General features: G+C 68.3%; 17 protein-coding genes and 1 pseudogene. 9 read left to right on the top strand and 9 right to left on the bottom strand.

The annotated features are described in order from the left end of the window. Nucleotides 1-530: pseudogene (locus RT456_RS18300) on the bottom strand (hypothetical protein); the annotation flags it as partial. A 170-nt stretch (nt 531-700) separates the two neighbouring features. Here RT456_RS18300 and RT456_RS18295 point away from each other — a divergent pair. Genes RT456_RS18295 through RT456_RS18285 form a run of 3 tightly spaced genes read left to right on the top strand, consistent with a single transcriptional unit; the run spans nt 701 to nt 3,970 of the window. Continuing rightward, nucleotides 701-2,167 carry an AlkA N-terminal domain-containing protein gene (locus RT456_RS18295; protein WP_313348710.1) on the top strand — a complete coding sequence of 489 codons (1,467 nt, stop codon included), beginning with the start codon at nt 701-703 and terminating at the stop codon, nt 2,165-2,167. Further along, on the top strand, nt 2,164-2,655 hold the full coding sequence (locus RT456_RS18290; RefSeq protein WP_313348708.1) for a methylated-DNA--[protein]-cysteine S-methyltransferase: 492 nt from the start codon (nt 2,164-2,166) through the stop codon (nt 2,653-2,655). The genes RT456_RS18295 and RT456_RS18290 overlap by 4 nt, the downstream gene beginning before the upstream one ends. 52 nt (nt 2,656-2,707) lie before the next feature. After that, the gene (locus RT456_RS18285) at nt 2,708-3,970 is read left to right on the top strand and encodes an ectonucleotide pyrophosphatase/phosphodiesterase (RefSeq protein WP_313348706.1); all 1,263 of its coding nucleotides are present in this window, start codon (nt 2,708-2,710) and stop codon (nt 3,968-3,970) included. Nucleotides 3,971-4,583: 613 nt separating this feature from the next. Here the strand turns inward: RT456_RS18285 and RT456_RS18280 are convergent. Together RT456_RS18280 and RT456_RS18275 are read right to left on the bottom strand one after the other, a co-directional pair. Next, nucleotides 4,584-4,766: a 30S ribosomal protein THX gene (locus RT456_RS18280; protein WP_145478188.1), complete on the bottom strand. Its 183-nt coding sequence runs from the start codon at nt 4,764-4,766 to the stop codon at nt 4,584-4,586. Nucleotides 4,767-4,874: 108 nt separating this feature from the next. Further along, entirely contained in the window at nt 4,875-5,288 is a 414-nt protein-coding gene (locus RT456_RS18275) for a MerC domain-containing protein (protein ID WP_313348704.1), read from the bottom strand. Nucleotides 5,289-5,448: 160 nt separating this feature from the next. On the opposite strand from RT456_RS18275, the gene RT456_RS18270 reads away from it, so the two are divergent. From RT456_RS18270 to RT456_RS18250, 5 genes are all read left to right on the top strand, one after another. Further along, nucleotides 5,449-7,632, top strand: a complete 2,184-nt coding sequence (locus RT456_RS18270; RefSeq protein WP_313348702.1) for a TonB-dependent receptor — start codon at nt 5,449-5,451, stop codon at nt 7,630-7,632. A 470-nt stretch (nt 7,633-8,102) separates the two neighbouring features. Then, entirely contained in the window at nt 8,103-9,332 is a 1,230-nt protein-coding gene (locus tag RT456_RS18265) for an MFS transporter (RefSeq protein WP_313348700.1), read from the top strand. A gap of 89 nt (nt 9,333-9,421) precedes the next feature. Next, a complete protein-coding gene (locus RT456_RS18260; RefSeq protein ID WP_313348698.1) occupies nt 9,422-9,988 on the top strand; it encodes a TetR/AcrR family transcriptional regulator in 567 nt (188 codons plus the stop codon). Beyond that, nucleotides 9,985-11,670 carry an MFS transporter gene (locus RT456_RS18255; RefSeq protein ID WP_313348712.1) on the top strand — a complete coding sequence of 562 codons (1,686 nt, stop codon included), beginning with the start codon at nt 9,985-9,987 and terminating at the stop codon, nt 11,668-11,670. Before RT456_RS18260 ends, RT456_RS18255 begins: the two co-directional genes overlap by 4 nt. A gap of 8 nt (nt 11,671-11,678) precedes the next feature. Further along, a complete protein-coding gene (locus RT456_RS18250) occupies nt 11,679-12,848 on the top strand; it encodes an HlyD family secretion protein (protein WP_313348695.1) in 1,170 nt (389 codons plus the stop codon). Nucleotides 12,849-12,914: 66 nt separating this feature from the next. On the opposite strand, the gene RT456_RS18245 is transcribed toward RT456_RS18250, so the two are convergent. The 6 genes from RT456_RS18245 to creB all read right to left on the bottom strand — a co-directional run bounded on the left by RT456_RS18245 (nt 12,915) and on the right by creB (nt 24,362). Beyond that, nucleotides 12,915-13,400: a Fur family transcriptional regulator gene (locus RT456_RS18245; RefSeq protein WP_313348694.1), complete on the bottom strand. Its 486-nt coding sequence runs from the start codon at nt 13,398-13,400 to the stop codon at nt 12,915-12,917. Nucleotides 13,401-13,416: 16 nt separating this feature from the next. Further along, on the bottom strand, nt 13,417-14,820 hold the full coding sequence (gltX, locus tag RT456_RS18240) for a glutamate--tRNA ligase (RefSeq protein ID WP_313348692.1): 1,404 nt from the start codon (nt 14,818-14,820) through the stop codon (nt 13,417-13,419). Between the two features lie 76 nt (nt 14,821-14,896). After that, entirely contained in the window at nt 14,897-20,542 is a 5,646-nt protein-coding gene (locus RT456_RS18235) for a DUF6543 domain-containing protein (RefSeq protein ID WP_313348690.1), read from the bottom strand. A 205-nt stretch (nt 20,543-20,747) separates the two neighbouring features. Continuing rightward, complete coding sequence (gene creD, locus RT456_RS18230) at nt 20,748-22,067, bottom strand: cell envelope integrity protein CreD (RefSeq protein ID WP_313348688.1); 1,320 nt, start codon at nt 22,065-22,067, stop codon at nt 20,748-20,750. A 138-nt stretch (nt 22,068-22,205) separates the two neighbouring features. Then, the gene (gene creC / locus RT456_RS18225) at nt 22,206-23,666 is read right to left on the bottom strand and encodes a two-component system sensor histidine kinase CreC (RefSeq protein WP_313348686.1); all 1,461 of its coding nucleotides are present in this window, start codon (nt 23,664-23,666) and stop codon (nt 22,206-22,208) included. Continuing rightward, nucleotides 23,667-24,362 carry a two-component system response regulator CreB gene (gene creB, locus RT456_RS18220; protein WP_313348684.1) on the bottom strand — a complete coding sequence of 232 codons (696 nt, stop codon included), beginning with the start codon at nt 24,360-24,362 and terminating at the stop codon, nt 23,667-23,669. A gap of 45 nt (nt 24,363-24,407) precedes the next feature. Between creB and rlmJ the strand changes: the two genes are divergently transcribed. After that, nucleotides 24,408-24,614 (top strand): 23S rRNA (adenine(2030)-N(6))-methyltransferase RlmJ (gene rlmJ / locus RT456_RS18215; protein WP_313348682.1); only part of this gene is annotated, 207 nt, incomplete at its 3' end.

Here is a 24,614-nt window from a genome sequence, read left to right as displayed (position 1 = left end):
CGTACCCAGATGGTCCAGTTCGACTCGCCGATGCGGTCACCCGCCACGATCGCTGCTTCCACCTGCCCGCCGCTGGAGTCCAGGTCCAGGATGCGCCGCGAGACGTGCTGCGCTTCGGCCACCAACGCCACGCGTGCCACCAGTTCGGAGAAGCCGGGATTGATCTTGCCCACGTAGCGCACGCGCAGCAGGCCGCGCTCGACGCACGGCGCAATGGCCGCCTCCAGGCTGGCACGGTCCAACGCCTCCAGCGGCGCGCCGTCGCCGCCTTCCGCGGCATAGTCGGTATCGCAGCTGAGCCAGGCCTTGCCGTTGTCCAGTGCCACCGTCGGCCAGCCCTGCTCGCCCCGTCGCGGTGGCGGCGGCGGCGCGGGCGGCGCGTCGGCCGCGTTGAACGACACCATATGGTCGCCATCGGCGGCCTGTGCCCGCACCGCCTTGTCGGCGGCGGTGACATTACCGGGATTCTCCAGCGCGCCGCATGCGGCCAGCCCCAGGCACAACAACGACAACCAGCACGACTTGAGCAACATGGAGTCCCGGGTTCCGACCAAAGCGTGCGCGAAGCGTCACGTGAACGCACAGTCTAGTGCGCCTCGACAGGCGCGCGGGAACCGGCCCTGAACCGGCCGGCCCCGGTTCCGCATTGACGTCCGAAAACGGCGAGCCTGGAGCCCGCGGCGGGCATAGACTGGCCCCCATGGATACCGCCCTGCCCCTGGACTACGCCGCCTGCGAAAGCGCCCGCCTCGCCCGCGACGCCCGCTTCGACGGCGTGTTCTTCACCGCCGTGCGCAGCACCGGCATCTACTGCCGCCCGGTCTGCCCGGCCCCCGCGCCGAAGCCGGCCAACGTGGACTATTACCCCACCGCGGCAGCGGCGGCGGCGGCCGGCTTCCGTCCGTGCCTGCGCTGCCGCCCTGAACTGGCGCCGGAAGCGCAGGACGCCCTGAGCAACGAGACGCTGCAGCGCGCGCTTGCCCTGATCCATGACGGTTACCTGCAGGATGCGGCGGTCGGCGATCTCGCCGCGCGGCTGGGCCTGAGTGCGCGCCAGCTGCAGCGCCTGTTCGTGGCGCGGCTGGGTGCGGCACCGGCACAGATCCATGCCACCCGCCGCCTGCTGCTGGCCAAGCAGCTGTTGACGGAAACCGCGTTGCCGGTGACCGACGTGGCCATGGCGGCGGGCTACAACAGCCTGCGCCGCTTCAACACGGCATTCCTCGACGGCTGCGGCATGCCGCCTACCGCCATCCGACGCCAACGCGGCGCGCTGGCCGACGGCGCGCTGACGCTGCGTCTGGGCTACCGGCCGCCGCTGGACTTCACTGCGATGCTGGGCTTCCTGCGCCGCCGCTGCATTCCCGGCATCGAGCAGATCGACGCGCACAGCTACCAACGGGTGATCGGACCGGCCGAACGACCGTCGGTGATCCGCGTCACCGCCGATCCACGCCGGCCGGAGCTGCTGCTGCAGCTGGGCCAGGTCGATCCGCGTGCGATCCCGGGCATCGTGCGCCGGGTGCGGCGCATCTTCGACCTCGACGCGGACCTGCGCATTGTCCACGCCACGCTGGCGCGCGAGCCGCTGCTGGCGCGCGGCATCGCGCAGCGGCCGGGGCTGCGCGTGCCCGGTGGCTGGGACGGATTCGAAGTGGCGGTGCGCGCGGTACTGGGCCAGCAGGTCAGCGTGGCCGCCGCGATCACCCTGGCGCGGCGCGTGGTTGATCGCTTCGGCACGCCGCTGGCAGGCATGCCGGAAGGGCTGGACCGCCAGTTCCCCACACCCGCGCAACTTGCCGACGCGCCCCTGGAAGGCATCGGCCTGCCGCGCACGCGTGCGGCGACCGTGCGCGCGGTCGCCGCGGCGGTGGCCGACGGCCGCCTGGACTTCGACGCCGGCCAACGCCTGGACAGCTTCATCGAACGCTGCGTGGCGCTGCCCGGGATCGGGCCATGGACGGCGCATTACATCGCCCTGCGCGCACTGGCCCTGCCCGACGCCTTCCCCGCCGGCGACCTGGTGCTGCAGCAGGTGCTGGGCGGCGACAGCCGCTTGAGCGAACGCGCCACCGAGGCCCGTTCGCAGGCTTGGCGCCCCTGGCGTGCCTACGCCGTGCTGCACCTGTGGCATCTGGCCACGTCCGCTTCGGAGTCAACCGCATGAACCTGCTCTACGACACCTTCGACAGCCCGATCGGGGCACTCACGGTGGCTGGCGACAGCCAGGGCATCCACCACATCCTGTTCGAGAACAACCGCTACGACGCCAAGGGTCGCGAGCACTGGCAGCGCGACGCCGATGCGCTGCGCGATGCACGCACGCAGCTGCTGCAGTTCCTGGCCGGCGAGCGCACCGGCTTCGCGCTGCCGCTGGCGCCGCACGGCACGGATTTCCAGCTGCGCGTGTGGAAGGCGCTGGCCGACATTCCGTTCGGCGAAACGTGGAGCTACGTACAGTTGGCGCGACACATCGGCCACCCCAGTGCCAGCCGCGCGGTCGGTGCAGCCAATGGACGCAATCCACTGCCGATCGTACTGCCCTGCCACCGTGTGATCGGCAGCAGCGGCGCACTCACCGGCTTCGGCGGCGGCATCGAAACGAAGGCGGCGCTGCTCAATCTTGAGGCGCGCGGACACGCGCTGTTCGCCTGACCGTGCCATCAGTTGTCTTCGCGGCGTCATTGCGGCGAACTATGATGGCGGAATGATTTCCGTCCGCCTTTCGCTGGCACTTGCCGCCGCCCTCGCGCTGACCAGCTGTGCCAGCGCTCCGTCCACGTCGCCGGGCCTCCCTTCGGCAGCCACGACCGTCACTGCGGCCAGTCCGCCGAAACTGCTGCTGGTCTCCATCGACGGGCTGCGCGCGGACATGCTGGATCGCGGCATCACCCCCAACCTCTCGCGCATCGTGCAGGACGGCGTGCGCGCACGCTGGATGACGCCGTCGTACCCGTCGCTGACCTTCCCCAACCACTACACGATCGTCACCGGGTTGCGCCCGAACCATCACGGCATCATCCACAACAGCATGCAGGAAGAGGCGCTGGGCCGCTTCCAGCTCAATCTGCGCGACGCGGTGACCGATCCGCGCTGGTGGGGCGGCGAACCGATCTGGGTGGGTGCGGAGAAGGCCGGGGTGCGTACGGCCACCTGGTCATGGCCCGGCAGCGAGGCGGCCATCCAGGGGGTGCGCCCCAGCCAGTGGCGCGTCTACGACGATACGGTATCGCTGTCTGCCCGCGTCGACGAGGTGCTGGGCTGGGTCGGCCAGTCCGATGCGGATGCACCGCGCCTGGTGACGCTGTACATGGAACAGGTCGACAAGGCCGGCCACCATTTCGGCCCGGATTCGCCGGAATATGCGGCCGCCATCGCGCAGGTCGATGCGGCCATCGGCCGCCTGCTGGATGGACTGAAGGCGCGCGGGCTGTCGGACCGCACCAATCTCATCGTGGTCTCCGACCACGGTATGGCCACGGTGCCGGACGGCAACACGGTCGCGGTGGAAGACATGGTCGACCCGGCCATCGCCCGCAACGTATCGACGGGCCAGTCGATCGGCTTCGCGCCACTGCCGGGCAAGCAGAACGACGCCGAGAAGATCCTGCTGGGCGCGCACGCAAACTACGACTGCTGGACCCGGCAGACGCTGCCTGCCCGCTGGGAATACGGTTCCAACCCGCGTATTCCGGCGATCGTGTGCCAGATGCACGAAGGCTGGAACGCGCTGACGCGCGAGCGCATGGCCAAGCGCGAGCCAGGCGATCGCGGCTCGCACGGCTACGACAATGCACTGCCGTCGATGCGCGCGGTATTCATCGCCCGCGGCCCGTCCTTCAAGCAGGGCGCCACGCTGCCGGGCTTCGACAACGTCGACGTCTACCCGCTGATGACGCGTTTGCTGGGCATTCCCGCCGCACCGAATGACGGCAATCCGGAGACCCTGCTTCCTGCACTCAGGTGGTAGGTTTTCGCGAAGAGCAGCGTTTCAGCTGCTACGGGCGGGGGAGGCCGACGGGCAGCCCCGCTCCGGGACACGCCGTAAACCCATCCTTGGGGGCTTGGCAAAAACATCCATGTTTTTGACAGTCCCTCCGGGGGCTGACCGCCGACCTCCCTCTCATTCATTGCGCGGGCGGACGGCGAGAGCAGCGACGCAGGGCGTCGCTCTACAGCGCAGCACAGCTGCGCCGGCAAGGTCGGCGTACCGCGTTTGATCTCCTGTGGCCACCGACACACCGTCGAGGGTCGGCGGGGGCGGGTTTGCGGGACCGTAGAAAACATGGATGTTTTCTACGAGCCCCCATGGGTGAAGGCGCACTGCTTGCGAGGCACTGCCTCGCGTGCGACTGAACGCACAACCGCCGGCGGTTGGGCTGGGGCCCGGAGGGCGGTTCACGGCGTGTCCCGCAAACCCGCACCCGACGGCCCAGCTCAAGCCATGCGCGGCCCAACGGCTGTTCGCCTGAATGCATGAAGCTGCCGGGCAACGCCCGGCACTACCGTGTTGCGTGCAATCAAATCAATCAAAAAAAAACGCGGCGCAAGCGCCGCGTTTTTTCGTCAGGCTGGCTGAGAGATCAGCTGGCCTTGGCGACGGCCTTCTTGGCCACTGCCTTCTTCGCCGGGGCCTTGGCCACGGTCTTCTTGGCGACCGGCGCAGCTGCGCCCACGGCCACCTTGCTCACCGCGTGCGAGCGCGAATTGCCGTAGCTGGCGTTGTAGCGCTTGCCCTTGGCGGTCTTGCGGTCACCCTTACCCATGTCGTCAACTCCTTAGTCTGAAATCTGATTACCCCGTACTGACACGGGTTCGGCAGGGCCGCCTCTTCAGACGCCCCCGCGCACGATCGGAAAGCCTACCACAGCGCCTCAGTGAGCACAGCTCGCATCATGGACGTGGCCGTGGTTGAGGCGCAGGTTGACCAGGTGGGCAACCCCCACCAGCACCCCGCCCAGTGTCATCACCACCGCGTGCGGCACCGCTGAGTGGTGCAGCGGGTCGTACAGCAGGCCAGCCCACAGCGCCACCAGCCCCGGCACCAGGAAGCCCAGCGCGCGCAGCGCGCCATGCCGGCGGTAGCCCCAGACCAGACTGAACAGACCCAGAAGCGTCACGAAGCTGACCAGTGCCAGCTCCACCCCGTCGCCCAGCCACACCGACAGACCCAGCGAGGGCGCGGCCGCCAGCAATATCGGCAGCACCGCGCAGTGCACCGCGCACAACAGCGAGCCGGTGGCACCGAAGCGATCAAGGAGATGACGGAGGCGTGCGAACAGGGGCATGACTTCCAGCAGGGTCGAACAAGCGTTATGGAATAATATAACATCAATCCCGACGCGTACTCCCCTCCCCCCGTTCCGCCAAGGCAACACCCCGTTCCGATGGGATTCGCGCGCCCTACCATTGATACATTATAACAATACGACCGACGGACCCCAGCCCATGCGCTCTTCCCGCCCCCTGCTCAAGCCGCACGCCCTGTCCCTGGCGCTTGCGGTGGTACTGATCCCCTCGCTGGCCCACGCCGCCGACGATGACGGCCATCGCGATGGCCACCTCACCGAACTGTCCACCGTGAAGGTCACCGCCTCCCCGCTGCAGGGCGATGCCGAATCGCTGGCCCGCCCGGTCGACGTGCTCGCCGGCGAACGCCTGGACGAACAGAAGGCCGGCACCCTCGGCGACACCGTGGCCAAGCTGCCCGGCGTGCAGAGCACCTTCTTCGGCCCCGGCGTGGGCCGCCCGATCATCCGCGGCCAGGAAGGCCCGCGCGTGGCGGTGCTGTCCAACGGCATGGGCAACATGGACGCCTCCACCGTCAGTGCCGACCACGCCACCAGCGTCGAACCGTTCCTGGCCGACCAGATCGAAGTGCTCAAGGGCCCGGCCACGCTGCTGTTCGGCAGTGGTGCGATCGGCGGCGCAGTGAACGTGGTCGATGGCCGCATCGCGCGCGACCTGCCCGACCGTCCGCTCAGCGGCCGCGCCGAACTGCGCGGCAACTCGGTCAATGACGAGCGCAGCGGCATGTTCCGGCTCGACGGTGTCAACGGCAACTGGGTGCTGCATGTCGACGGCCTGGTGCGCAACAGCGACGACTACCGCATTCCCGGCTACGCCGTGATCGACGGGCTCGAAGACCATGCGGGTCACGACCACGAGGAAGGCGACAGCGACGAACCGCGCCGCGGCACCCTGGACAACAGTTCCATCCGTACCCGCGCCGGTGGCGTTGGCGCCACCTGGCTTGGCGAAGGCGGCTACTTCGGCGCGTCGGCCAGCACCTACCGCACCAACTACGGCATCCCCAACGGCGCGCACGTGCATGCCGAGGATGACCACGATCATGACCATGGCGATGAAGAGGAAGAAGGCGACGAGCACGACGTGCGCATCGACATGGTGCAGAACCGCTTCGAAGCCAAGGGCGGCATCTACAACCCGGTGTCGTTCCTGAAGAACATCAACCTGCGCACCGCCTACACCGATTACGAGCACGTGGAGCTGGAGGCCGGCACGCCCTCCACCCGCTTCACCAACCGCGGCATTGAAGCCCGCCTGGAAGCGGTACAGCAGCAGATCGGCGGCTGGGATGGCGCCTTCGGCCTGCAGTTCGGCAACAGCGATTTCGGCGCCAAGGGCGAAGAAGCGTTCGTGCCCGACACCGGCACCCGCAACATCGGCCTGTTCGTGCTGCAGGAAAAGCAGTTCGGCCCGTTCAAGCTCGAACTGGGCGGCCGCCACGACCAGGTCAAGCTGGACCCGACCGGCGACTACCGCGCGCGCACCTTTGACGCCACCAACCTGTCCGCTGCCGGCATCTGGAAGCTCAATGACGCGGTGGACCTGCGCTTCGGCGTGGATGGCTCCGAGCGCGCCCCGACCAACGAAGAGCTGTACGCGGCCGGTGCGCACATTGCCACCCGTTCGCTGGAGATCGGCGACGGCAATCTGAAGACCGAACGCGGCCAGCGCGTTGAGCTGGGCATCCACACCCACAGCGACCGCCTCGACTTCTCCGCCGCCATCTACCAGACCAAGTTCAAGGACTTCATCTACCTGGCCGACACCGGCGTGGTGGAAAGCCTGCCGGTGCGCCTGTGGACCCAGCAGGACGCCACCTTCAAGGGCGCCGAAGCCGAAGCGCTGGTGCATCTGTTCGACGGCGGCAGCGGCGACTGGGACCTGCGCGTGTTCGGCGACTACGTGAAGGCCGAGCTGGACGGCAGCGGCACCCGCACCGTGGACATCGCCGTGCCGCATGGCGACCACGACCACAACTACACCGTGGACCTGGCCAACAGCGGCTACCTGCCGCGCATCTCGCCGGCCCGCGTCGGTGCCGACCTGCGCTGGTCGCGCGATGGCTGGCGTGCGTCGGTCGGCGCGGTGCGTTACAGCAGCCAGAAGGACACCGCGCAGAACGAGGAACCGAGCGGGGGCTACACGCTGGTCGACGCGCATTTCGCGTATCGCTGGGACCGCAGCGACAGCAACAGCTACGAGGTGTTCCTGGACGGCAACAACCTGACCAACCGCGAGGCGCGTGCGCACACCTCGCTGCTGCGGGATTACTCGCCGCTGCCGGGGCGTGGCGTGGCGTTCGGCATCCGCGCGTTCTTCTGATCCCCGCTGGGGTCGATCGTTTCATCTTCGGGGGCCGCAAGGCCCCCGTTTTTTTTTGCAGCCGCTTCGGTCGTTGCTAAACGTCGGTGGCCATGTCGGCGCGGTGGCGATTCGGCTTCGGACGCTTGCGCCGCGCTGCGCGCGGTGTCCACGCAGGGCGTGGACCTACGAACCGTTACGTGCGCAGGACGATCCGGATGGATGACGGGTTACGAACCGGTACGTGCGCAGGACGATCCGGATGGATGACGGGTTACGAACCGTGACGTGCGCAGGACGATCCGGATGGATGACGGGTTACGAACCGTTACGTGCACAGGACGATCCGGATGGATGACGGGTTACGAACCGTGACGTGCACAGGACGTCCGGATGGATGACGGGTAGAGCCACGCCCTGCGTGGCTTCGCGGTGCCGGACGTTGGCCGCATCGGTCGTACAATCGGCGAAACCAGCCTACGGAGCGGTCCATGCCCCCTGCCTCCCCCGTCCCGCGCATGCATTGGGGGCTGCTTGTCGCGGCCTCGGCCATCCTCATGGTGACCATGGGCGTGCGCCAGACCTCGGGGCTGTATGTGGATCCGATCCACCGCAGTACCGGGGTGAGCATCGTCGAGATCAGTTTCGCGCTGGCGATCGGGCAGTTCGTCTGGGGCGCGGTGCAGCCGGTGTTCGGCGCCGTGGCCGACCAGCGCGGCGCCTGGCCGGTGCTGCTGGGCGGCACCCTCCTGCTGGTGGCCGGACTGCTGCTGGCGCCACTGCTGACCAGCCCGCTCGGGCTGAGCTTCACCTTGGGCCTGCTGATGGCCGCGGGTGCCGGCGCCGGCAGCTTCTCGGTACTGATCGGCGCCACCGCGCACCGGCTGCCTGCAGAGAAGCGCTCCTTCGCCGCGGGATTGATCAATGCCGGCGGCTCGCTGGGCCAGTTCGTGTTCGCCCCGCTGGTGCAGTGGGTGATCAGCAGCGCCGGCTGGGCGCGGGCGATGTGGCTGATGGCGGCCGCCGCGCTGCTGTCGCTGCCCATGGCCTGGCCGCTGCGCCGTCGCCCGGGCGATCATGCCGGCGGGAGCCACGCCACCGATGACGGTGGACTGCGCGCGCAGCTGCACGTGGCCGCGCGCGACCGCAGCTACTGGTACCTGCACCTGGGCTTCTTCACCTGCGGCCTGCACATTGCGTTCCTGGTGACCCACCTGCCCGGCGAGATCGCCCTGTGCGGCCTGTCGCCGACCGTCGCCTCCACGTCCATCGCGCTGATCGGGCTGTTCAACATCGCCGGCAGCCTCATCGTCGGCGCGCTTGGGCAACGCTTCCGAATGAAATACCTGCTGTTCTGGATGTATGCCAGCCGCGCAGTGATGATCGGCGCCTACCTGCTCGCTCCGCCCACCGCGCTCACCTTCTACGTCTTCTCCGCCGCGCTCGGCTTTACCTGGCTGGCCACCGTGCCGCCGACCGCCGGCCTGGTCGGCAAACTGTTCGGCCCGCGCTACCTGGGCACGCTGTTCGGGCTGACCCTGCTTTCGCACCAGCTCGGTGGCTTCTTCGGCGCCTGGCTGGGCGGTCTTGCGCTGGCCCATTCCGGCAACTTCCTGTGGATGTGGTACGCCGACATGGCCCTGGCAGCGCTGGCGGCCGTGATCAACCTGCCGATCCGCGAAGCGCGTTACGGCTGCCATGGGTTGCCTGCCCCGCGCTGACTTCACGCCTCGTTGACCAACCCCAGCGGCCTCATACCGGAAACCTTCCAACGGCTTCCGGTGCGGACATTTTTGTCCGAAAATGACCCATGCCCAGTCAACGTGCCGATGCGGCCGCCCGCCGCGCCCTGATCCTCGATGCCGCCGATGCCGTGTTCGGCCAGCATGGCGTGACCGCGCCGCTGGACCTGGTGGTGGAACGCGCGCAGGTTGGCCGCGCCACGCTGTACCGCAATTTCCCCGATCGCACCGCGCTGGTCGAAGCGCTGCTCGAGCGCACCGTTGCGCGTATCCGGCGCCAGGTGGACACTCTGGGCGACCGCGACGATGCCCTGTTCGAGGTGCTGCAGGGCATGGCCTCGCGCATCGTGCAGTCGCCGGCGCTGGCCGACTACTGGCGCGCCGTGGACCCGGACGAGCCGTCCATCAAGGCCGCGCGCCAGGCCATCCATGCGTTGCTGAAGGCGCCCATCCAGCGCGCGATCGACGCGGGGTTGTGCCGCGCCGACCTGCAGGTGGGCGATATCAGCCTGATCTCCGGCATGCTCGGTGCCGCACTGCGCGGCAAGACCCGTGACGAACGCGCCCGCCTGGCCGCCCGCGCCATGCAGCTGCTGCGCGAGGGGCTGCACGGAAACGCCGACGGGACCGGCTGATGGCCGAGTACCTCAAGCCGATTCCCGATTGGGAGGAACACGAGAAGCCGAGCCTGCCCGGCTCGGCGTCGATGCCGTGGCATCCACCGCACCGGCGCGTGGCCTACGCGATGGTCGCCCTGCTGGTCGGCCTCACCGGCGCGCTCGGCAACGCACTGGTCACCGCCAACCTGCCGTTCCTGCAGGGCCAGCTCGGCCTGACCCCGACCCAGGGAAGCTGGCTGGTGGCCGCCTATGCGATGGTCAACGTCACTGCCAACCTGCTGGCGTTCAAGTTTCGCCAGCAGTACGGCATCCGCCTGTTCGCCGAGATCGGACTGGGCCTGTACGCCGCGCTGGCGGTGCTGCATCTGTTCGTCGGCAGTTTTGAAACCACCTTGATGATGCGCGCGGCCAGCGGTTTCGCCGGCGCAGCCTGCAGCACGCTGGGAACGCTTTACATGCTGCAGTCGCTGCCGCGCCGCTATACCGGCAACCTGCTGGTGATCGGCGTAGGCATTTCGCAGATGGCGCTGCCGATTGCCTGGCTGGTGTCGCCGGGGCTGGTCGACACCGGGCAGTGGCACAACCTGTATCTGTTCGAAGCCGGGCTGGCGCTGTGTGCGTTTGCTGCCGTGGTCATGCTGAAGCTGCCCCCGGGTGCGCAGATCAAGGTCTTCGAGCCGATGGACTTCCTCAGCTTCGCGTTGTTCGCCCCCGCGGTGGCGCTGCTGGTGGTGGTGCTGGCCCAGGGCTACCTGCGCTGGTGGCTGGACACCCCGTGGCTGGGCTGGGCGCTGGTCGCCTCCGTGGCCTTGGGCACCGCTGGGGTCGTGGTGGAACACTACCGGCGCAATCCGCTGCTGCAGACCCGCTGGCTGGCCAGCCCGGCAATGCTGCACTTCATCATCGGCGCCTTCCTGATCCGCTTCCTCACCACCGAACAGTCGTACGGGGTGATCGGCCTGATGCGCCAGCTGGGCATGGGTCCGGACCAGATGCGGCCCCTGTTCGCGGTGATCCTGGCCGGCGTGATCACGGGCATCGCCACCAGCTCGCTGACCTTCGGCCCCAAGCGCATCATTGCCCAGTTGCTGATGGCGATCCTGCTGCTGGGCACCGCCTCCCTGCTCGACCAGCACCGCACCAGCCAGGACCGTCCGCACGATTTCTTCCTGAGCCAGTTCCTGGCGTCGATGGGCGCGGGCATGTTCATGGGCCCGTTGATCATGCTCGGCATCACCCAGGCCCTGAAGCAGGGCACCGACCACATGATCACCTTCCTGGTCACGCTGTCGATCACCCAGACCCTGGGCGGACTGGCCGGCTCTGCGGTGCTGGGCACTTTCCAGCTGCATCGCGAGCAGGTGTATTCCACGGCGATGGTCAGCCAGCTGGATCCCAGCGATGGGGTGGTGGCCCAACGCCTGAAACTGCAGCAGCAGGTCTATGCGCCCCTGTTGACCGACCCGGTGCAGCGCAGCGCACAGGGCACCGCCCAGTTGGCGCAGATCACCCGGCGCGAGGCCAACGTACGCGGCTTCAACGACGTGTTCTCGTTGAGTGGCCGGGTCGCGCTGGTTTTCCTGGGCTGGTTGCTGCTGCTGTCGGTACGCACCGCCGTGCTCAAGCAGTGGCGCAAGCGCCATCGGCGCGCCGTCTCCCCCACACCCGCTGCGCCTTCCGGCGCGGCCCAGCGATGAGTCCTGCCATGTCCAGCACACCGCCGCGCGATGACCCGCCCGATGACATCCACCCGCCCGTACCCACCGATGCCGCACCGGTCGCGGGGCCTGCTGCACCGGCTGCGGCTGCAGCGCCGAGTGGCGCGCCGAAGTACCTCAAGCCCAGCCGGCGCAGCGTGATGGTGATGATCGTGGTGGCGCTGATCGGCATCGCGCTGATCCTGCGCGCGTGGTCGCTGTGGCCGTTCAACAGCACCTTGGTGAGTACCGACAACGCGTATGTGCGTGGGCAGATCACCGTCCTGGCGCCGCAGGTCAATGGGTATGTCACCGAGGTGCTGGTGAAGGATTTCCAGCACGTGAAGCAGGGCGAGCCGCTGCTGCGGATCGACGACCGCATCTACAAGGAGAAGGTGGCGCAGGCGCAGGCCAACCTGGACAGCGCGGTAGCGGCGCTGGCCAATTCGGACCAGGCGCAGGCGCAGAACCGCGCGCAGATCGGCGCGGCACGGGCCGCGCTGTCGGCAGGCCAATCGGAGCTGGCGCGCTCGCGCGGGGAGCTCAAGCGTTACGAGGAACTGGCCGACCAGCAGCTGGTGGCACTGAACGACCGCGACAAGTTCCGCACCAGCGCGCAGGCCGCGCAGTCTTCGGTGCAGCAGTCGCAGGCGCAGATCCGCATCGCCGAGGAAACACTCACGTCGACCCAGGTGGCACGCAAGGGGCTCGAAGCCGGCGTGGAAACGGCCAAGGCGCAACTGGAACTGGCCCGCATCGACCTGGCCAACACAGTCATTCATGCCCCGCGCGACGGCCAGGTCAGTGAAGCGTCGGTGCGGCTGGGGCAGTACGTCACCGCCGGCTCGCAGCTGCTGTTCCTGGTGCCTGACACGCTGTGGGTGGTAGCCAATTTCAAGGAAGGCCAGACCTGGCGCATGCGCATCGGCCAACCGGCGACGTTCTCGGTGGATGCCTTCGACGGTGAGCGCCTCACCGGTCACATCGAGCAGATCGCGCCGGCCACCGGTTCGGAGTTCAGCGTGCTGCGCCCCGACAACGCCAGCGGCAATTTCACCAAGGTCGTACAACGCCTGCCGGTGCGGATCGCGATCGATCCGGATCAGGAACTGGCACCCAGGCTTCGCCCGGGCATGTCGGTGGTGGTGCGGGTGGATACAGCCGCAGCACCAAGGTAGCGCCACGCCCTGCGTGGCTGCGCGTGATCCAGACCGGCCAGCCACGCAGGGCGTGGCGCTACGGCATCACCCCGCGCAGCGGGCGCAGAGGCCGTGCACTTCCAAGGTCTGTGCCTGCGGCTGGAAGCCCAGTTCCTTGGCGCGCTTTTCCAGCTGGCTGACGATCTCGCGGTCTTCCAGCTCCACCGCGCTGTGGCAACTGTTGCAGATCAGGAACGGCACCGAATGCTGCGCACTGCTGGGGTGGTGGCACGCCACGAAGGCATTCACCGATTCCAGCTTGTGCACGAAGCCGTTGGCCATCAGGAAATCCAGCGCGCGGTACACGGTGGGCGGGGCATCGGCGCCCACGCCCTTGCCGTTGCGCACCCACTCCAGCAGCTCGTAGGCCTTGACCGGCTTGCCGGCCTCGGCGATCAGGCGCAGCACGTTGGCGCGGATCGGGGTCAGGCGCAGTCCGCGTTCCGTGCACACGCGTTCCACCACCTTCACGAAGTCGGATGCGTCGTGGACATGGTGGTGCGGGGCGGTACAAGCGGCTTTAGCGGACATGCGCGGTCTCCAGTGGTCAGGCCGACGTTACCTTAGTGAGTGCGACATCGATGCGTTTCAAGGCCTCTTCACGTCCCGCCAGGAACACCGTCTGCGAAATGTCGGGGCTCACCTGGGTGCCGGTGATGGCCACGCGCAGCGGTTGGGCGACCTTGCCCATGCCGATTTCCAGTGCCGCCGCGACATCGTGCAGCGCAGCCGACACGTTTTCCGCGGTCCAGTCGCCGACCGCGGCCAGCAGCTCGCGCGCCTTGCCCAGCGCCAGTTCCGCGCCCGGCTTGAGGTGCTTCGCCACCGCCGCTTCGTCGTATTCGACCAGCGGCTGGTACCAGACCACCGCCTTTTCGGCCATTTCCTTCAGCGTCTGCACGCGCTCGCGCAGCGCCAGCACCACGTCTGCCGGGGCCGGGCCGGCCCCCAGGTCCAGGCCCAGCTTGTTCAGCTGGTAGACCAGGTGCGGGGCGATATCGGCCGGATCTTCGGTCTTCAGGAAGTGCTGGTTGACCCAGCCCAGTTTGGCCATGTCGAGGCGCGCGGCCTTGGAATTGCAGTGGGTCACATCGAACAGCTCGATCAGCTCCTGCCGGCTGAACAGCTCCTGGTCGCCATGCGACCAGCCCAGCCGGGCCAGATAGCTCAACAGCGCGTCGGGCAGGTAGCCGGCGTCCTTGTACTGCATGACGTCCGCCGCGCCGGTGCGCTTGGACAGTTTGGCGCCCTGCTCGTCCAGGATCATCGGCATGTGGCCGAACTTCGGCACCGGCGCGCCGATGCCTTCGTACAGGTTGATCTGGCGCGGCGTGTTGTTGATGTGGTCGTCGCCGCGGATGACCTCGGAGATCTTCATGTCCCAGTCGTCCACCACCACCGCGAAGTTGTAGGTGGGGAAACCATCCGGGCGGAAGATGACCATGTCGTCCAGTTCGCTGTTGGCGATCTCGATGCGGCCCTTGATCAGGTCGTCGAACACCACGGTGCCCTCGAGCGGATTCTTGAAACGGATGACCCGGTTCGGATCGTCGCGGTACGGCAGGCCCAGCTCGCGCGCGGCACCGTTGTAACGCGGCTTCTCCTGCCTGGCCATGGCCGCCTCGCGCATCGCATCCAGTTCCTCGCGGGTCTCGTAGGCGTAGTAGGCCTTGCCCTCGGCGACCAGCTGCTCGGCCACGTCCTTGTAGCGGGCGACACGGTCGGTCTGGTAGATCGGGCCCTCGTCGTAGCCCAGGCCCAGCCAGTCCATCGCCTCGAGAATGGCGTCGATCGCGCCCTGGGTGCTGCGCTCGCGGTCGGTGTCCTCGATGCGCAGCACGAATTCGCCGCCCCGGTGGCGTGCCTCCAGCCAGCAGTACAGCGCGGTGCGGGCACCGCCAATGTGCAGGTAGCCAGTGGGGCTGGGGGCAAAACGGGTACGGCAGGTCATGGCGGGCTCGCGGCGGTCAACGGGAATCCGGGCAATTTTACCTGCCCGGGCCGGCAATAGTGGCCGAGAACCGCATTCAGGGGCTGGGTTCGCGTTGGATCAACGTTGTCCAGCCGCGCTCGTGCGCCTGTTGGCGGAGCACCGCCGCGTCGATCTGCCGCAACTGGAACTGCGGTGATGCAGCGCCCGGCGCCCGGTAGGCGCCATACAGGTCGGCCAGCGTTTCCACCTGCCCCGAAACCACGCCCGGCATGCGCGGGAACGGCCGGATGCCGAAATAGGTGGGCAACCAGCGCTCGTACTGGGCCATGCTGGCAAACTGAACCAGGCCGAAGTTGGGGTCGTACAGGGCATAGGTGCGCCGGCCGTTCTGGGCCACGCTGACCGAGCACATCATGCTGTGCGATGTGCCTGAGAGCACAAACTGGCTGCTCTCGACCACACCGCCCAGGAAACGCCCGAGCTCCTGCACTTCGATCACTTCCGAATGCGACAGCGCATTGCGGGGCAACGCCACGCCCTGTGCATCCAGCGCCATGGCCCGCGCCGTCGCCGCCAGCCGGGATCCCGGTCGCATCACCGCCGCACGCAGGTTGCGCAACAGCTGGAGCTGCGTGCCGTCGGCAACGGCCACCGCCATGATCCGCGACAGGCCGGTACAGACGCCTGCGGCACCGAGCGCGGTGTCCTCGAACAACAGCCCCTGCGAGGCGGGATAGAACTGCCCGCCTTCGAGCTGGACGAGTTCGTCGATATCCGCGCCCAGGCGGGCATACCACCCACTGCGCTGCAGCGCCTCCAGCCGCGAAATGATCTCGGACAGCGCGCCTTTCTGCACCATGTCCAGGCCACCGTCCAGAAACTGCCGCTTCAGCTCCGGCAACGACATTTCCCCGTTGGTCAGGCGTACCCGGCGCCAGTTTTCCCTGCCCCACCTGAAGTCGTCGGTGACGATGTCGGTTGCCCCCGCACGCACCTTGGCCAGGTAGGCATTGACCGCACCCCGGTAGCTGCTTTCGATGGACACACTGCGTGAGATATCCCCCCGGGGTGCGCCGCCGCGCAACCCCACCTCGGGATTGGGTTCCCACAACCCGTCGCCGTTGAGCCGGATCGGGTCGTTGTACTGCAGGCCGTTACCCGGGTGGCGCAGCCGCCAGGTATGGGCGGCATCGTCGAAGAACACCTCGTAGGTGAATTCCCCCTGGCGGATGAACGTCCTGCCGATGTGCCGGTAAACGCCATTGTCCGCGGCGCGCACGCCATCCAGCAGCAACGGCTGGGCGTAGCGCGGCGACAGCGCGCGCAGCGGGTCCAGCGCCGCACCGTCGCCCATCAGCTGCAGCGCCGGCGTCAGCCGCGAACCGTCCGACGCGGCCAGTCTGGCAAGGCGCCCCACCCCCAGCGGCGCCATCAGTCCCAACCCGAACGCGGCGCCTGCTGCTGCCCCGCCACCGGCATGACGTTCCGCCTCGGTCTCGCCATTGATGGCCTGGTCGGCCCCCAGCCCGAGCTCGGCCACCGAGCCCACCGCCACTACCGGCAGCAGCGGCGGCAGCACGATGCTGGCCAGCCCCATGACCAGATTGAAGGTCTGCATGCGGGCCAGCCACTGGTGCCTGACAGCTTCCCAATCCGACGTCATCAGTACGCGCGCGTCGCTCTCGGTACGTGCGCGCAGACGCGACATCAGGGCGTGGATCAGGTCATGTCCCTCTATCGGACGTGACATCCTGCCACTGGCGGACAAGGTGGTATCGGGGCTGCCCAGCATGGTCTGCAGGCCATTGTAGAACCAGCCATCCTGCAGGTCGCTCAGGTCGAACGCAGCCTCGATCCAGGTGCACCCTGCGTCGGTTGCGACGAGGCGCTGCAGCCAGGACATCATCTCCTGGGGGTGGGCGAACTCGAAGAAGCGGTTCAGGTCATTGGGGAAGTACAGGATGCACTCCGGGCCGTCGTCATCCTGCACATGCACGATGGTGGACTGCATGCCGTACAGCTCCAGCCACCCGACCCTGACACCCGCGCGCATCTCCGGCGCGAACTGCGGAACGCCGTCGGCATCGAGCACCAGCCGGCCCGACGCTGCCAGGGCCAGCTGCACGCCTCTCACGGACAGTGACCCGTCACCGTACTGCTGCGAGATCGAAAATACGTAGGAACCGCGCAGGGCATAGCCGACCTGGTCGCGCTCCTGCTCCCAGAACGCCGCCAGCGCGGCCAGATAGGCACTCTGCAGATCCAGCCGGTCCACGATCGCCAGGAACTCCTCGGGTCGAATCTCGGTCGCCTCGGTTTTCTGGTCATAGACATCGGCGTCCGCCGACAGATAGAGGCCCACGCGCATCGCCATATCGCTGCCACGCGGCAGACCTTCGCCTTTCCGGAGGGCACACTCCACCAGCGACATGCTGCCGATGCGCTGGTTCGCCGCATGCGACCAGCCACTGCGGGTAGCGGTACTGGGCGCGCCCCCTGAGAACTGGACCAGGGCATAGCGACGGCTGTCGAATGCAACCCCGTGACTGGCAAGCACCGCCTGGTCCAGCGTTGACGCCACGAACCGTGGCAGCAGGGGATAGCGCTGCTCCAGCTCGCTGCGCGCCCCGTTGAGGTCGTACAGGATGCGCACCCCCTGGAAGTCCAGGTTCCGCAGCCCTGCGGCATCACCGTCGGCGCCGGCCAGCCAATGCGACAGGGACCCGGCGGCAAGCTGTGCCGTCGCGGTCAGGATCGGCAGCGGCACCGCCGGCGGATAGCGCGCCATCCTGCGGTCGAAGGCGAGGAATTCGCGGCGCGCCACGGCCGGCGATGCATGCTGCAGGTCCAGCAGCTGCTGGTGACGCAGGTCCACCGTCTGCAGGAACAGCGCCTCCAGGAAGTTGCCACGTTCGGCGGGCCGGGTGCCCACCGTCGCCGCGCGCCCGGCGTGCCAGGCCGCATGGTGGCGTCGCGCCATCCAACGATTCAGATGCCCCGGCAACTCCGCCTCGATCTGGCGCAAGGCACTGGAGACCCCATCGAACTCCTCCACCACCGGCGTGCGCGACGTGCTCGCCAACAGGACGGCGCCGCCGTCGGCAACTTCGTGGATGAGCATCATTCCATGCAGCGGCAGGAGGGCACCGTCGTTTCCGTAAACCGCCAGCGGGTGGACACGCAGCGCGGCATTGGGCAGCACCAGCGCGCGTCCGCTTGCCGGGTCGGCTGCATTGAACTGCTGGGGATGGAGAAGCACCATGTCCAGCAGCCATTTACCGCGCGCACTCAGCCGCGCCCCCGCGCACAGCAGCACGCTGGCGCCGGACAGACGCTTGCCGAACCCTTCGCAGAACCGCGCCATGTTGGCCGCGCCTGCGCGCGAGCCGGCACTGGCGGCGTAGGCGGCGTGCAGCCCGGTGAACTCGGCAACGAAGTTCCTGCCTGCGATGGCAGCGTTGAACTGCGCCAGCGAGGGCCGCTGGCATTCCTGGTTGGGGAAATACGTGCTGGGACCGGTCCTGAGGTACAACGCCGTATGGTTGCCATCTTCCACCGGCAGCACGGCCGCCTCTACCAGGGTGTACGAGCTGGCCAGCTGGCTGCGCACCCGTCCGCCGGGCTGGGCAACGCGGGTTCCGGGCTGGTCCCGAAGCGAGGGCGGGCGCGGATGGCCTGCGGCCCATCGCTCCCAGGGTTCGATCTCCAGGAACGTGTTCCGGTACACCTGCCGCGGATCGACGGAGGATGCATTGCCGCCGTCGGTGGCAGTGTCCAGCGCCGCCGACAGTGCGGCGGCGATGGTGCCGTCCAGGCTCGGCATCGCCGCATGCACCTGATCGAGCAGGCGCTCGGAATCGGCCAACTGGTTCAGCGCGATCGCCAGTTCGTGGCGGCTGTCCAGCGTTTCATCCACCAGCGCCTGCCAGAACTGGATCATGCCCGCCGCCTCCGCATCGGGCAGCCCGTCGCCGGGCTGGAACGACAACGCACCCGGCGCCTCGGCGGCTCCCTCCCCCTCCCTCGCCGCCTGGATGAGGCGCTGACTGGCCTCGTCGAGGCGCCGCTGCGCGGCCATTTCCTCGCGGATGATGGCCGCAGGCGCGGCGACGGGATTGACGTCGTGCACGTTGCGCTTTTCCCGCGCCGCCCGTCCGCCGGGGCGACCGGAGGTTTCGTCGGCAAGGCCTGCATGGAGGCCGTCGACCACCCGGCCCGCCACGCCGCTGCTGCGCAGCAACTCCGCCACCGCGATGGCCGGGTCTGCTGCATCGCCGCGCGCATCCGCCTCCCGGACCTGCCGGCAGATGTCCTGCCAGAGCGTGGCGTTGCCGTGCTCGTCCACGACATCCTCGAGGAAGGCAATGACGTCGGAGACGTGCTCATCCTGCGCACCCCGCACACGCGGGTGCGGATCGACGGCAGCGGGGAATGCCCACTGCCAACCGAGCCGCATCAGCATCGCACCCGTGAACAGGCCACCGCTCGCCATCGCAAGCAATCCGTTGCCGCCGCTTCGCGCCGCGGACGACGCGACGTCGCCGGGCGGGCCCTCCCCGTCGTGCCCGCGGAACGGCAGCCTGCATCGTTCATCGGGGGTGACCCACGATGCGTTTCCGGTCTGCACGGGCACCGGTACGACCGGCGCAGGCGGCCTGAGCGGCTCACTGGCAACGCGAGCGGGCAGCGTCGCCGGCGTGGGCAGTGCCAGTGCGCCCAACCAGGTCAACACGCCACCCGGCACACTGGCCGCCGCGAGCAGCATGGCCGACATCGGGGATTGCCGTGCAGGTGCGCTGCACAGCGTCGCGGACCGCCCCACCGCCAACAGCGCGTCTGCCAGCTGCGCACCCGGGGCCGTACGTTGCCCCGTCAACAGACCTCCTCGCCTGCGGCGTCCCGGCGATTCCAGCTCGCCGAGACCGGCCAGTATCCGCGCACGGGCGCCAGCATCGAGCACAGCGCGTCCGTCCTCATCAACGGCATCGAAGAGGCCATGCAGCGCGCAGCGCGGGTCCAGCAGCCCGCCGTCCAGCGCGGCGTGCCGGAAGATCTCATGAACGCTTCGCTCCAGGAGCGCGTCGTCCAGCATCGGCGCAAGCATCCGCAATTGCAGGCGGACGCGGGAGATGTCAGCGCCGGCAGGCAGATCGTTCGGCTGCAGCGACACTGCAAGCGCCCGTGCATCGGTTGCGCCTGCCGTGCGCGCGTCGAAAAGGCGCTCGCGCCACACATGGCCAGGGATATCGACAGGACGGTAGACCGTATCGCGGATGCGTCGCAGGGCAAGCGACGTATCCGCCACGTCCAGTGTCAGCCGGCTCCGCAGCGGTGCGCACGCCACTTCCCAACCGGCACGGGAGCAGGTCAGCATGCTCGTCGACGTGTCCTCCCACGCTTGCCGCGCGGCCACATCGACCTCGGGCGGCAGCAGTCGGCGAAGTGCATCGCGCACCAGCTGTTCCGCCATCGGCGTGGCCAGCGGTGTTTCCGCGAACCGACCCTGCAGTGCCAGCAGGAAGTCACCATCGACCGGCCCGCGTGCCAGCGCCGAGGACAGCGCATCCAACTCCCGTCGTGCAACGCTGGCAACGTCCAGCGTGTGTTCAACCGGAGCCGATGCTGCGTTGGCCACCGAGATGGGCACCGCCGGTGCACGGGTTCCCGGGCGTGCACGCACGCTCGCCGACACGGCGGACGCGGGTGATCCAGCCCCCAGGGATGCGGGCGTTCGAGGCATTACAGGCTCCATCAGCGCGGATGTCGAAGCCTAGCCAGACCGGTCAGGGAAATCTGAGCCGTGCGTGCCGCATCCACACGTCGACGTCTGCAGACGCGCACAATGCGTCACGCCCGCCATCACAGCCACACCTGCCCCAGCGCAGGAACCACCCGCACCCATCGCCTGTGATCGACCCCGGCGCATGTGTAGACACGCCCGCGCCTTACTTCAGGCTTGCGCCGACTTCGTACCAGTCGATCCGGCGCGTGATCCACATCGCTGCGGCCAATACTGCGAACAGCAGCAGCGAGCCCATCAGCAGTGCGTTGTTCTCCGACACCAGCAACCCGTACAACGCGCCGTACAGCACGGTCAGCATGCCGGCAAAGCCCAACCCGCGCACCCAGCTGCGCAGCACCCCGGACAGGTACACCGCCTGCAGACCGATGCAGGCCAGCGCGGACACCACGTAGGCGATCCAGAACGGAATATGTTCGGACAGACTGAGCAGCAGCAGGAAGAAGATCGCCAGGGCCAGGCCCACCATCAGGTACTGCAGCGGATGGATGCGCAGTCGCTTGATCAGTTCAAACAGGATGAAGCCGACGAAGGTGAGCAGGATGAAGAGGATGCCGTACTTGCTGGCGCGGTCGGCCTGGGTATAGATGTCCACCGGGTTGACCAGCTCCACGCTGACGCTTTCGGGCTCCACGTCGCGGTTGCTGCGCAGCTGGCGCTGTGCTTCGGAGGCCAGCGAGGACACCGCCCACTCCGCGTCGAAGCCGGTTTCGCCCACCTGGCGTTCGTTGGGCAGGAAGCTGCCGCCGAACAGCGGGTGCGGCCACGGCGAGCGGATCGCGATGCGGCTGTCATCGCCCACCGGCACCACGGCCAGCGAACGGGTGCCATCGAGCACCAGCGCCAGGTCCACCTTGCTGGCCTTGAGCAGGCCGCCGGCGCTGTCGTCGAAGCCCTGCAGCGGTACGTGCAGGCCTTTGCCGATGCCGGTGACATCGCCGATGCCGGGCTGCAGCGTCAGCGCCTGGCCATCCACCTTGAGGTCCGGCGACCCGACCAGCCCGCGCACGTCGGCAATGCCGACGGCCAGGTAGGGCGTGCCATACACGCGCCCGGCCTTGACCGGGTAGTCGTCGTCGCTGAACTCGGCGGTCACCTTGGCCTTCCAGGTATAGACCGGCACGCGGAACAGACCCACCCGGCGCTCGTCCGGCTGCATGCCGCCGTCAACGGTCAGGCGCGACGGCATCTGCAGCCAGTAGCTCTGCTCCACCTGGGTCTCGATCTTCTTGGTGCCCGCCGCGTCGACCACTTCGACCTGGCGGGTCTCGGTCCACGGCACGACCCGGATCGGGCCGGTCAGCGTCTGCGCACCGGCCCGGCTCTGCGCCACGCGCAGATAGGCCTGGTCGCGGTACGCCTCGCGCTCGCTGATCACGCCCTTGATCATCATCAGCGGAATCAGCAGCAGCAGGATCAGCCCGCCCACGATGGCGAACCGCAACAGCATCTTCAGGGATTTCATCACCCGTCCTCGGTTTGGGAAGGGTGCCAGCGTCGCGCGCGCCGGTGAGCGGGGTTTGTGCCGTAGTTGAAGTGAGCGTGAAGTCGCGCGAAGCGGCCGGTCGTAGAACCACCCCACGGGTGGCTGCCACGGACGGTCTCAGCGCCGAACCGGCGCGGCCGGATCGCGCCAGGGCAGCCAGAGCGAGGCCACAGCCCCACCCCCCTCGCGGTTGGTCAACGCGACGCGCCCGCCATGCAGGCGGGCCACTTCGCGCACGAACGACAACCCCAACCCGGAACTGCGCAGGCCGGTGGCCGGGCGCGCCAGCGAGTAGAAGCGCTCGAACACGCGCTCCATCGCGTAATCGGGCACACCACTGCCGCGGTCGGCAACCTGCAGCACCACCCCCTCGGCGTCGGCCACGGCGCGCAGCGTGATGCCGCTGCCGGCGGCGGAGAAGGCCAGCGCGTTTTCCAGCAGGTTGTTCAGTGCCTGGCGCAGCAGATAACCATCGCCCAGGATCTCAAGCCCGGGCTCCACCTCGACGTCCACGCCCATGCCCGCCGCCTGCGCGCGCACCGCCACCGCGTCGGCCGCGCCGCGCAACAAGGGTGCCAGCGCGATCCGCTCGCGCTTCTGCAGCCAGCCGTGCTGCTCCACCTCGGCCAACGCCAGCAGCTTGTCGATGGTCTCCGTCAGGCGCTGCTCCTGTCCCTGGATGCTGCGCGCGAAGTGCACACGGTCGGCGTCGGGCAACGGTTCCTGCAGCAGTTCGGCCGCGCCCCGGATCGCGGCCAGCGGGCTCTTCATTTCATGGGTCAGCGACTGCACGTACTGCTCCACGTAGGCCTTGCCTTCCAGCTTGCGGCGCATGGTCTCCAGCGCCTGGCCGAGGTCGCCGATCTCGTCGCGGCGGGGTTTCGGCGGCGGCACCGGCTCACCGGCGCTGACGGCCTTGGCATAGCGGTTGAGCCGGTTCACCCCATGCATCAGCCAACCGGTCATGAGCAGGCCAATCAGTGCGGACAGCCCGATCAACCAGGCGCCGCGCCGCATGATGGCGCGCTGGCTGGCGGCGATGAACGGATCGATGCTGCGATTGGGCTGGGCCAGGCTGAGCACGCCGATCAGCCGCTTCGGGTCGTCCGGGTCATGGATCGGCGCGGCCACGTGCATCACCGAGTGGGTGTCATCGCCGGGCGTCTCGGGGCTGGAGCGCGCGCCGTACTCGCCACGCAGGGTGCGGTAGACATCGTTCCAGCGCGAATTGTCGCGGCCCAGGTCCTCGCCGGTGGAGTCGTACACCACGATTCCGCGCGCGTCGGTGATGGTCACCCGGTAGTCCAGCGTGCGCTTGGGAAACCGCCACACCATCGCCTTCGGGTCACGGCGCTGCGCGCGGGCCAGGTCGGCGACGAAGCGGCCGTTGCGGATCTGCCCGGCCTTTAGGTCGGCGGCGGCCATCTCGGCCAGTACGTTGGCCGCATCCACCAGCGTCGATTCCATCGCCTGCCGCACGCCCGGCTTCACCTCGTTGACGAAGATGCGCATGACGAAGAACGCGGCAATGCCGACGATCAGGAAGAAGCCGAGGAACAGCTTGAGACCCAGCCGCACCTAGACCTCCAGGGCGTAGCCAACGCCGCGATGGGTGCGGATCGGGTCGGGCTCGGCACCGGCCGCGCGCAGCTTGGCGCGCAGGGTCTTGACGTGGGTGTCCACGGTGCGGTCGGCACTGTCGGCGGCGATGTCCCAGCCGCGGTCCATGAGCTGGGCGCGGCTGAGGATGGCGCCGGGGCGTTGCAACAGCGCGGCCATCAGGGCGTATTCGTAACGGGTCAGCTCCAGCGGCTGCTCGCCGAAACGGATACGCCGGCCTTCGCGGTCGATCGCAAAGCGTCCCTGCTGCTGCCAGCCGTCCTGCCCGGCCACGACCGCGGCACCCGCACGGCGCAGCCGCGCGCGTACCCGGGCCACCAGCTCGCGCGGCGAGAACGGCTTGGCCATGTAGTCGTCGGCCCCCAGCTCCAGCCCCAGCACGCGGTCGAACTCGTCGTTGCGTGCGGTCAGGAAGATCACCGGCACCTCGCTGAAGGTCCGCAGCGTGCGGCACACCTCGAAACCGCTCATGTCGGGCAGGCCCACGTCCAGCACGACAACATCGAACGGCTCCTGGCGAAGCACCTGCAGGGCCTGTCCGCCCAGCAGGCAGTGCCGGGCACCATAGCCCTCGCTGCGCAGGGCGTACAGGACGGTATCGGCGATGGCGGCTTCGTCTTCGACGACCAGAACGTTGTGCAGGGGGCGGTTCATGCGCGCAGCATAGCCGCTGGGCCCGCCGCCCCGTACACTGCGCCGATGAATTACCGCCACGCCTTCCATGCCGGCAACCATGCCGATGTGCTCAAGCACATCGTGCAGCTTGCCCTGCTCGACACCTTCAAGCGCAAGGACAGCCCGTTCTTCGTGCTGGACACCCACGGGGGCGCCGGCCGCTACCTGCTGGCCAGCGAGGAAAGCCGCAAGACCCTGGAGGCCGAGGACGGCGTGATGCGCCTGATGGCG

Source organism: Stenotrophomonas sp. (assembly GCF_032099025.1).
Taxonomy (GTDB): Bacteria; Pseudomonadota; Gammaproteobacteria; order Xanthomonadales; family Xanthomonadaceae; genus Stenotrophomonas.
Note: the sequence above shows the minus strand (reverse complement) of the source record. Positions and strands in the feature narration are given on the sequence as shown.

Excerpts from the sequence above, each read along its gene's own strand:
- RT456_RS18235 (WP_313348690.1), bottom strand. The coding sequence starts at position 20,542 with ATGCCTCGAACGCCCGCATCCCTGGGGGCTGGATCACCCGCGTCCGCC.
- creD (WP_313348688.1), bottom strand. The coding sequence starts at position 22,067 with ATGAAATCCCTGAAGATGCTGTTGCGGTTCGCCATCGTGGGCGGGCTG.
- RT456_RS18245 (WP_313348694.1), bottom strand. The coding sequence starts at position 13,400 with ATGTCCGCTAAAGCCGCTTGTACCGCCCCGCACCACCATGTCCACGAC.
- RT456_RS18280 (WP_145478188.1), bottom strand. The coding sequence starts at position 4,766 with ATGGGTAAGGGTGACCGCAAGACCGCCAAGGGCAAGCGCTACAACGCC.
- gltX (WP_313348692.1), bottom strand. The coding sequence starts at position 14,820 with ATGACCTGCCGTACCCGTTTTGCCCCCAGCCCCACTGGCTACCTGCAC.
- RT456_RS18250 (WP_313348695.1), top strand. The coding sequence starts at position 11,679 with ATGTCCAGCACACCGCCGCGCGATGACCCGCCCGATGACATCCACCCG.
- RT456_RS18290 (WP_313348708.1), top strand. The coding sequence starts at position 2,164 with ATGAACCTGCTCTACGACACCTTCGACAGCCCGATCGGGGCACTCACG.
- RT456_RS18260 (WP_313348698.1), top strand. The coding sequence starts at position 9,422 with ATGCCCAGTCAACGTGCCGATGCGGCCGCCCGCCGCGCCCTGATCCTC.
- RT456_RS18275 (WP_313348704.1), bottom strand. The coding sequence starts at position 5,288 with ATGCCCCTGTTCGCACGCCTCCGTCATCTCCTTGATCGCTTCGGTGCC.
- RT456_RS18270 (WP_313348702.1), top strand. The coding sequence starts at position 5,449 with ATGCGCTCTTCCCGCCCCCTGCTCAAGCCGCACGCCCTGTCCCTGGCG.
- RT456_RS18295 (WP_313348710.1), top strand. The coding sequence starts at position 701 with ATGGATACCGCCCTGCCCCTGGACTACGCCGCCTGCGAAAGCGCCCGC.
- RT456_RS18265 (WP_313348700.1), top strand. The coding sequence starts at position 8,103 with ATGCCCCCTGCCTCCCCCGTCCCGCGCATGCATTGGGGGCTGCTTGTC.
- creB (WP_313348684.1), bottom strand. The coding sequence starts at position 24,362 with ATGAACCGCCCCCTGCACAACGTTCTGGTCGTCGAAGACGAAGCCGCC.
- RT456_RS18285 (WP_313348706.1), top strand. The coding sequence starts at position 2,708 with ATGATTTCCGTCCGCCTTTCGCTGGCACTTGCCGCCGCCCTCGCGCTG.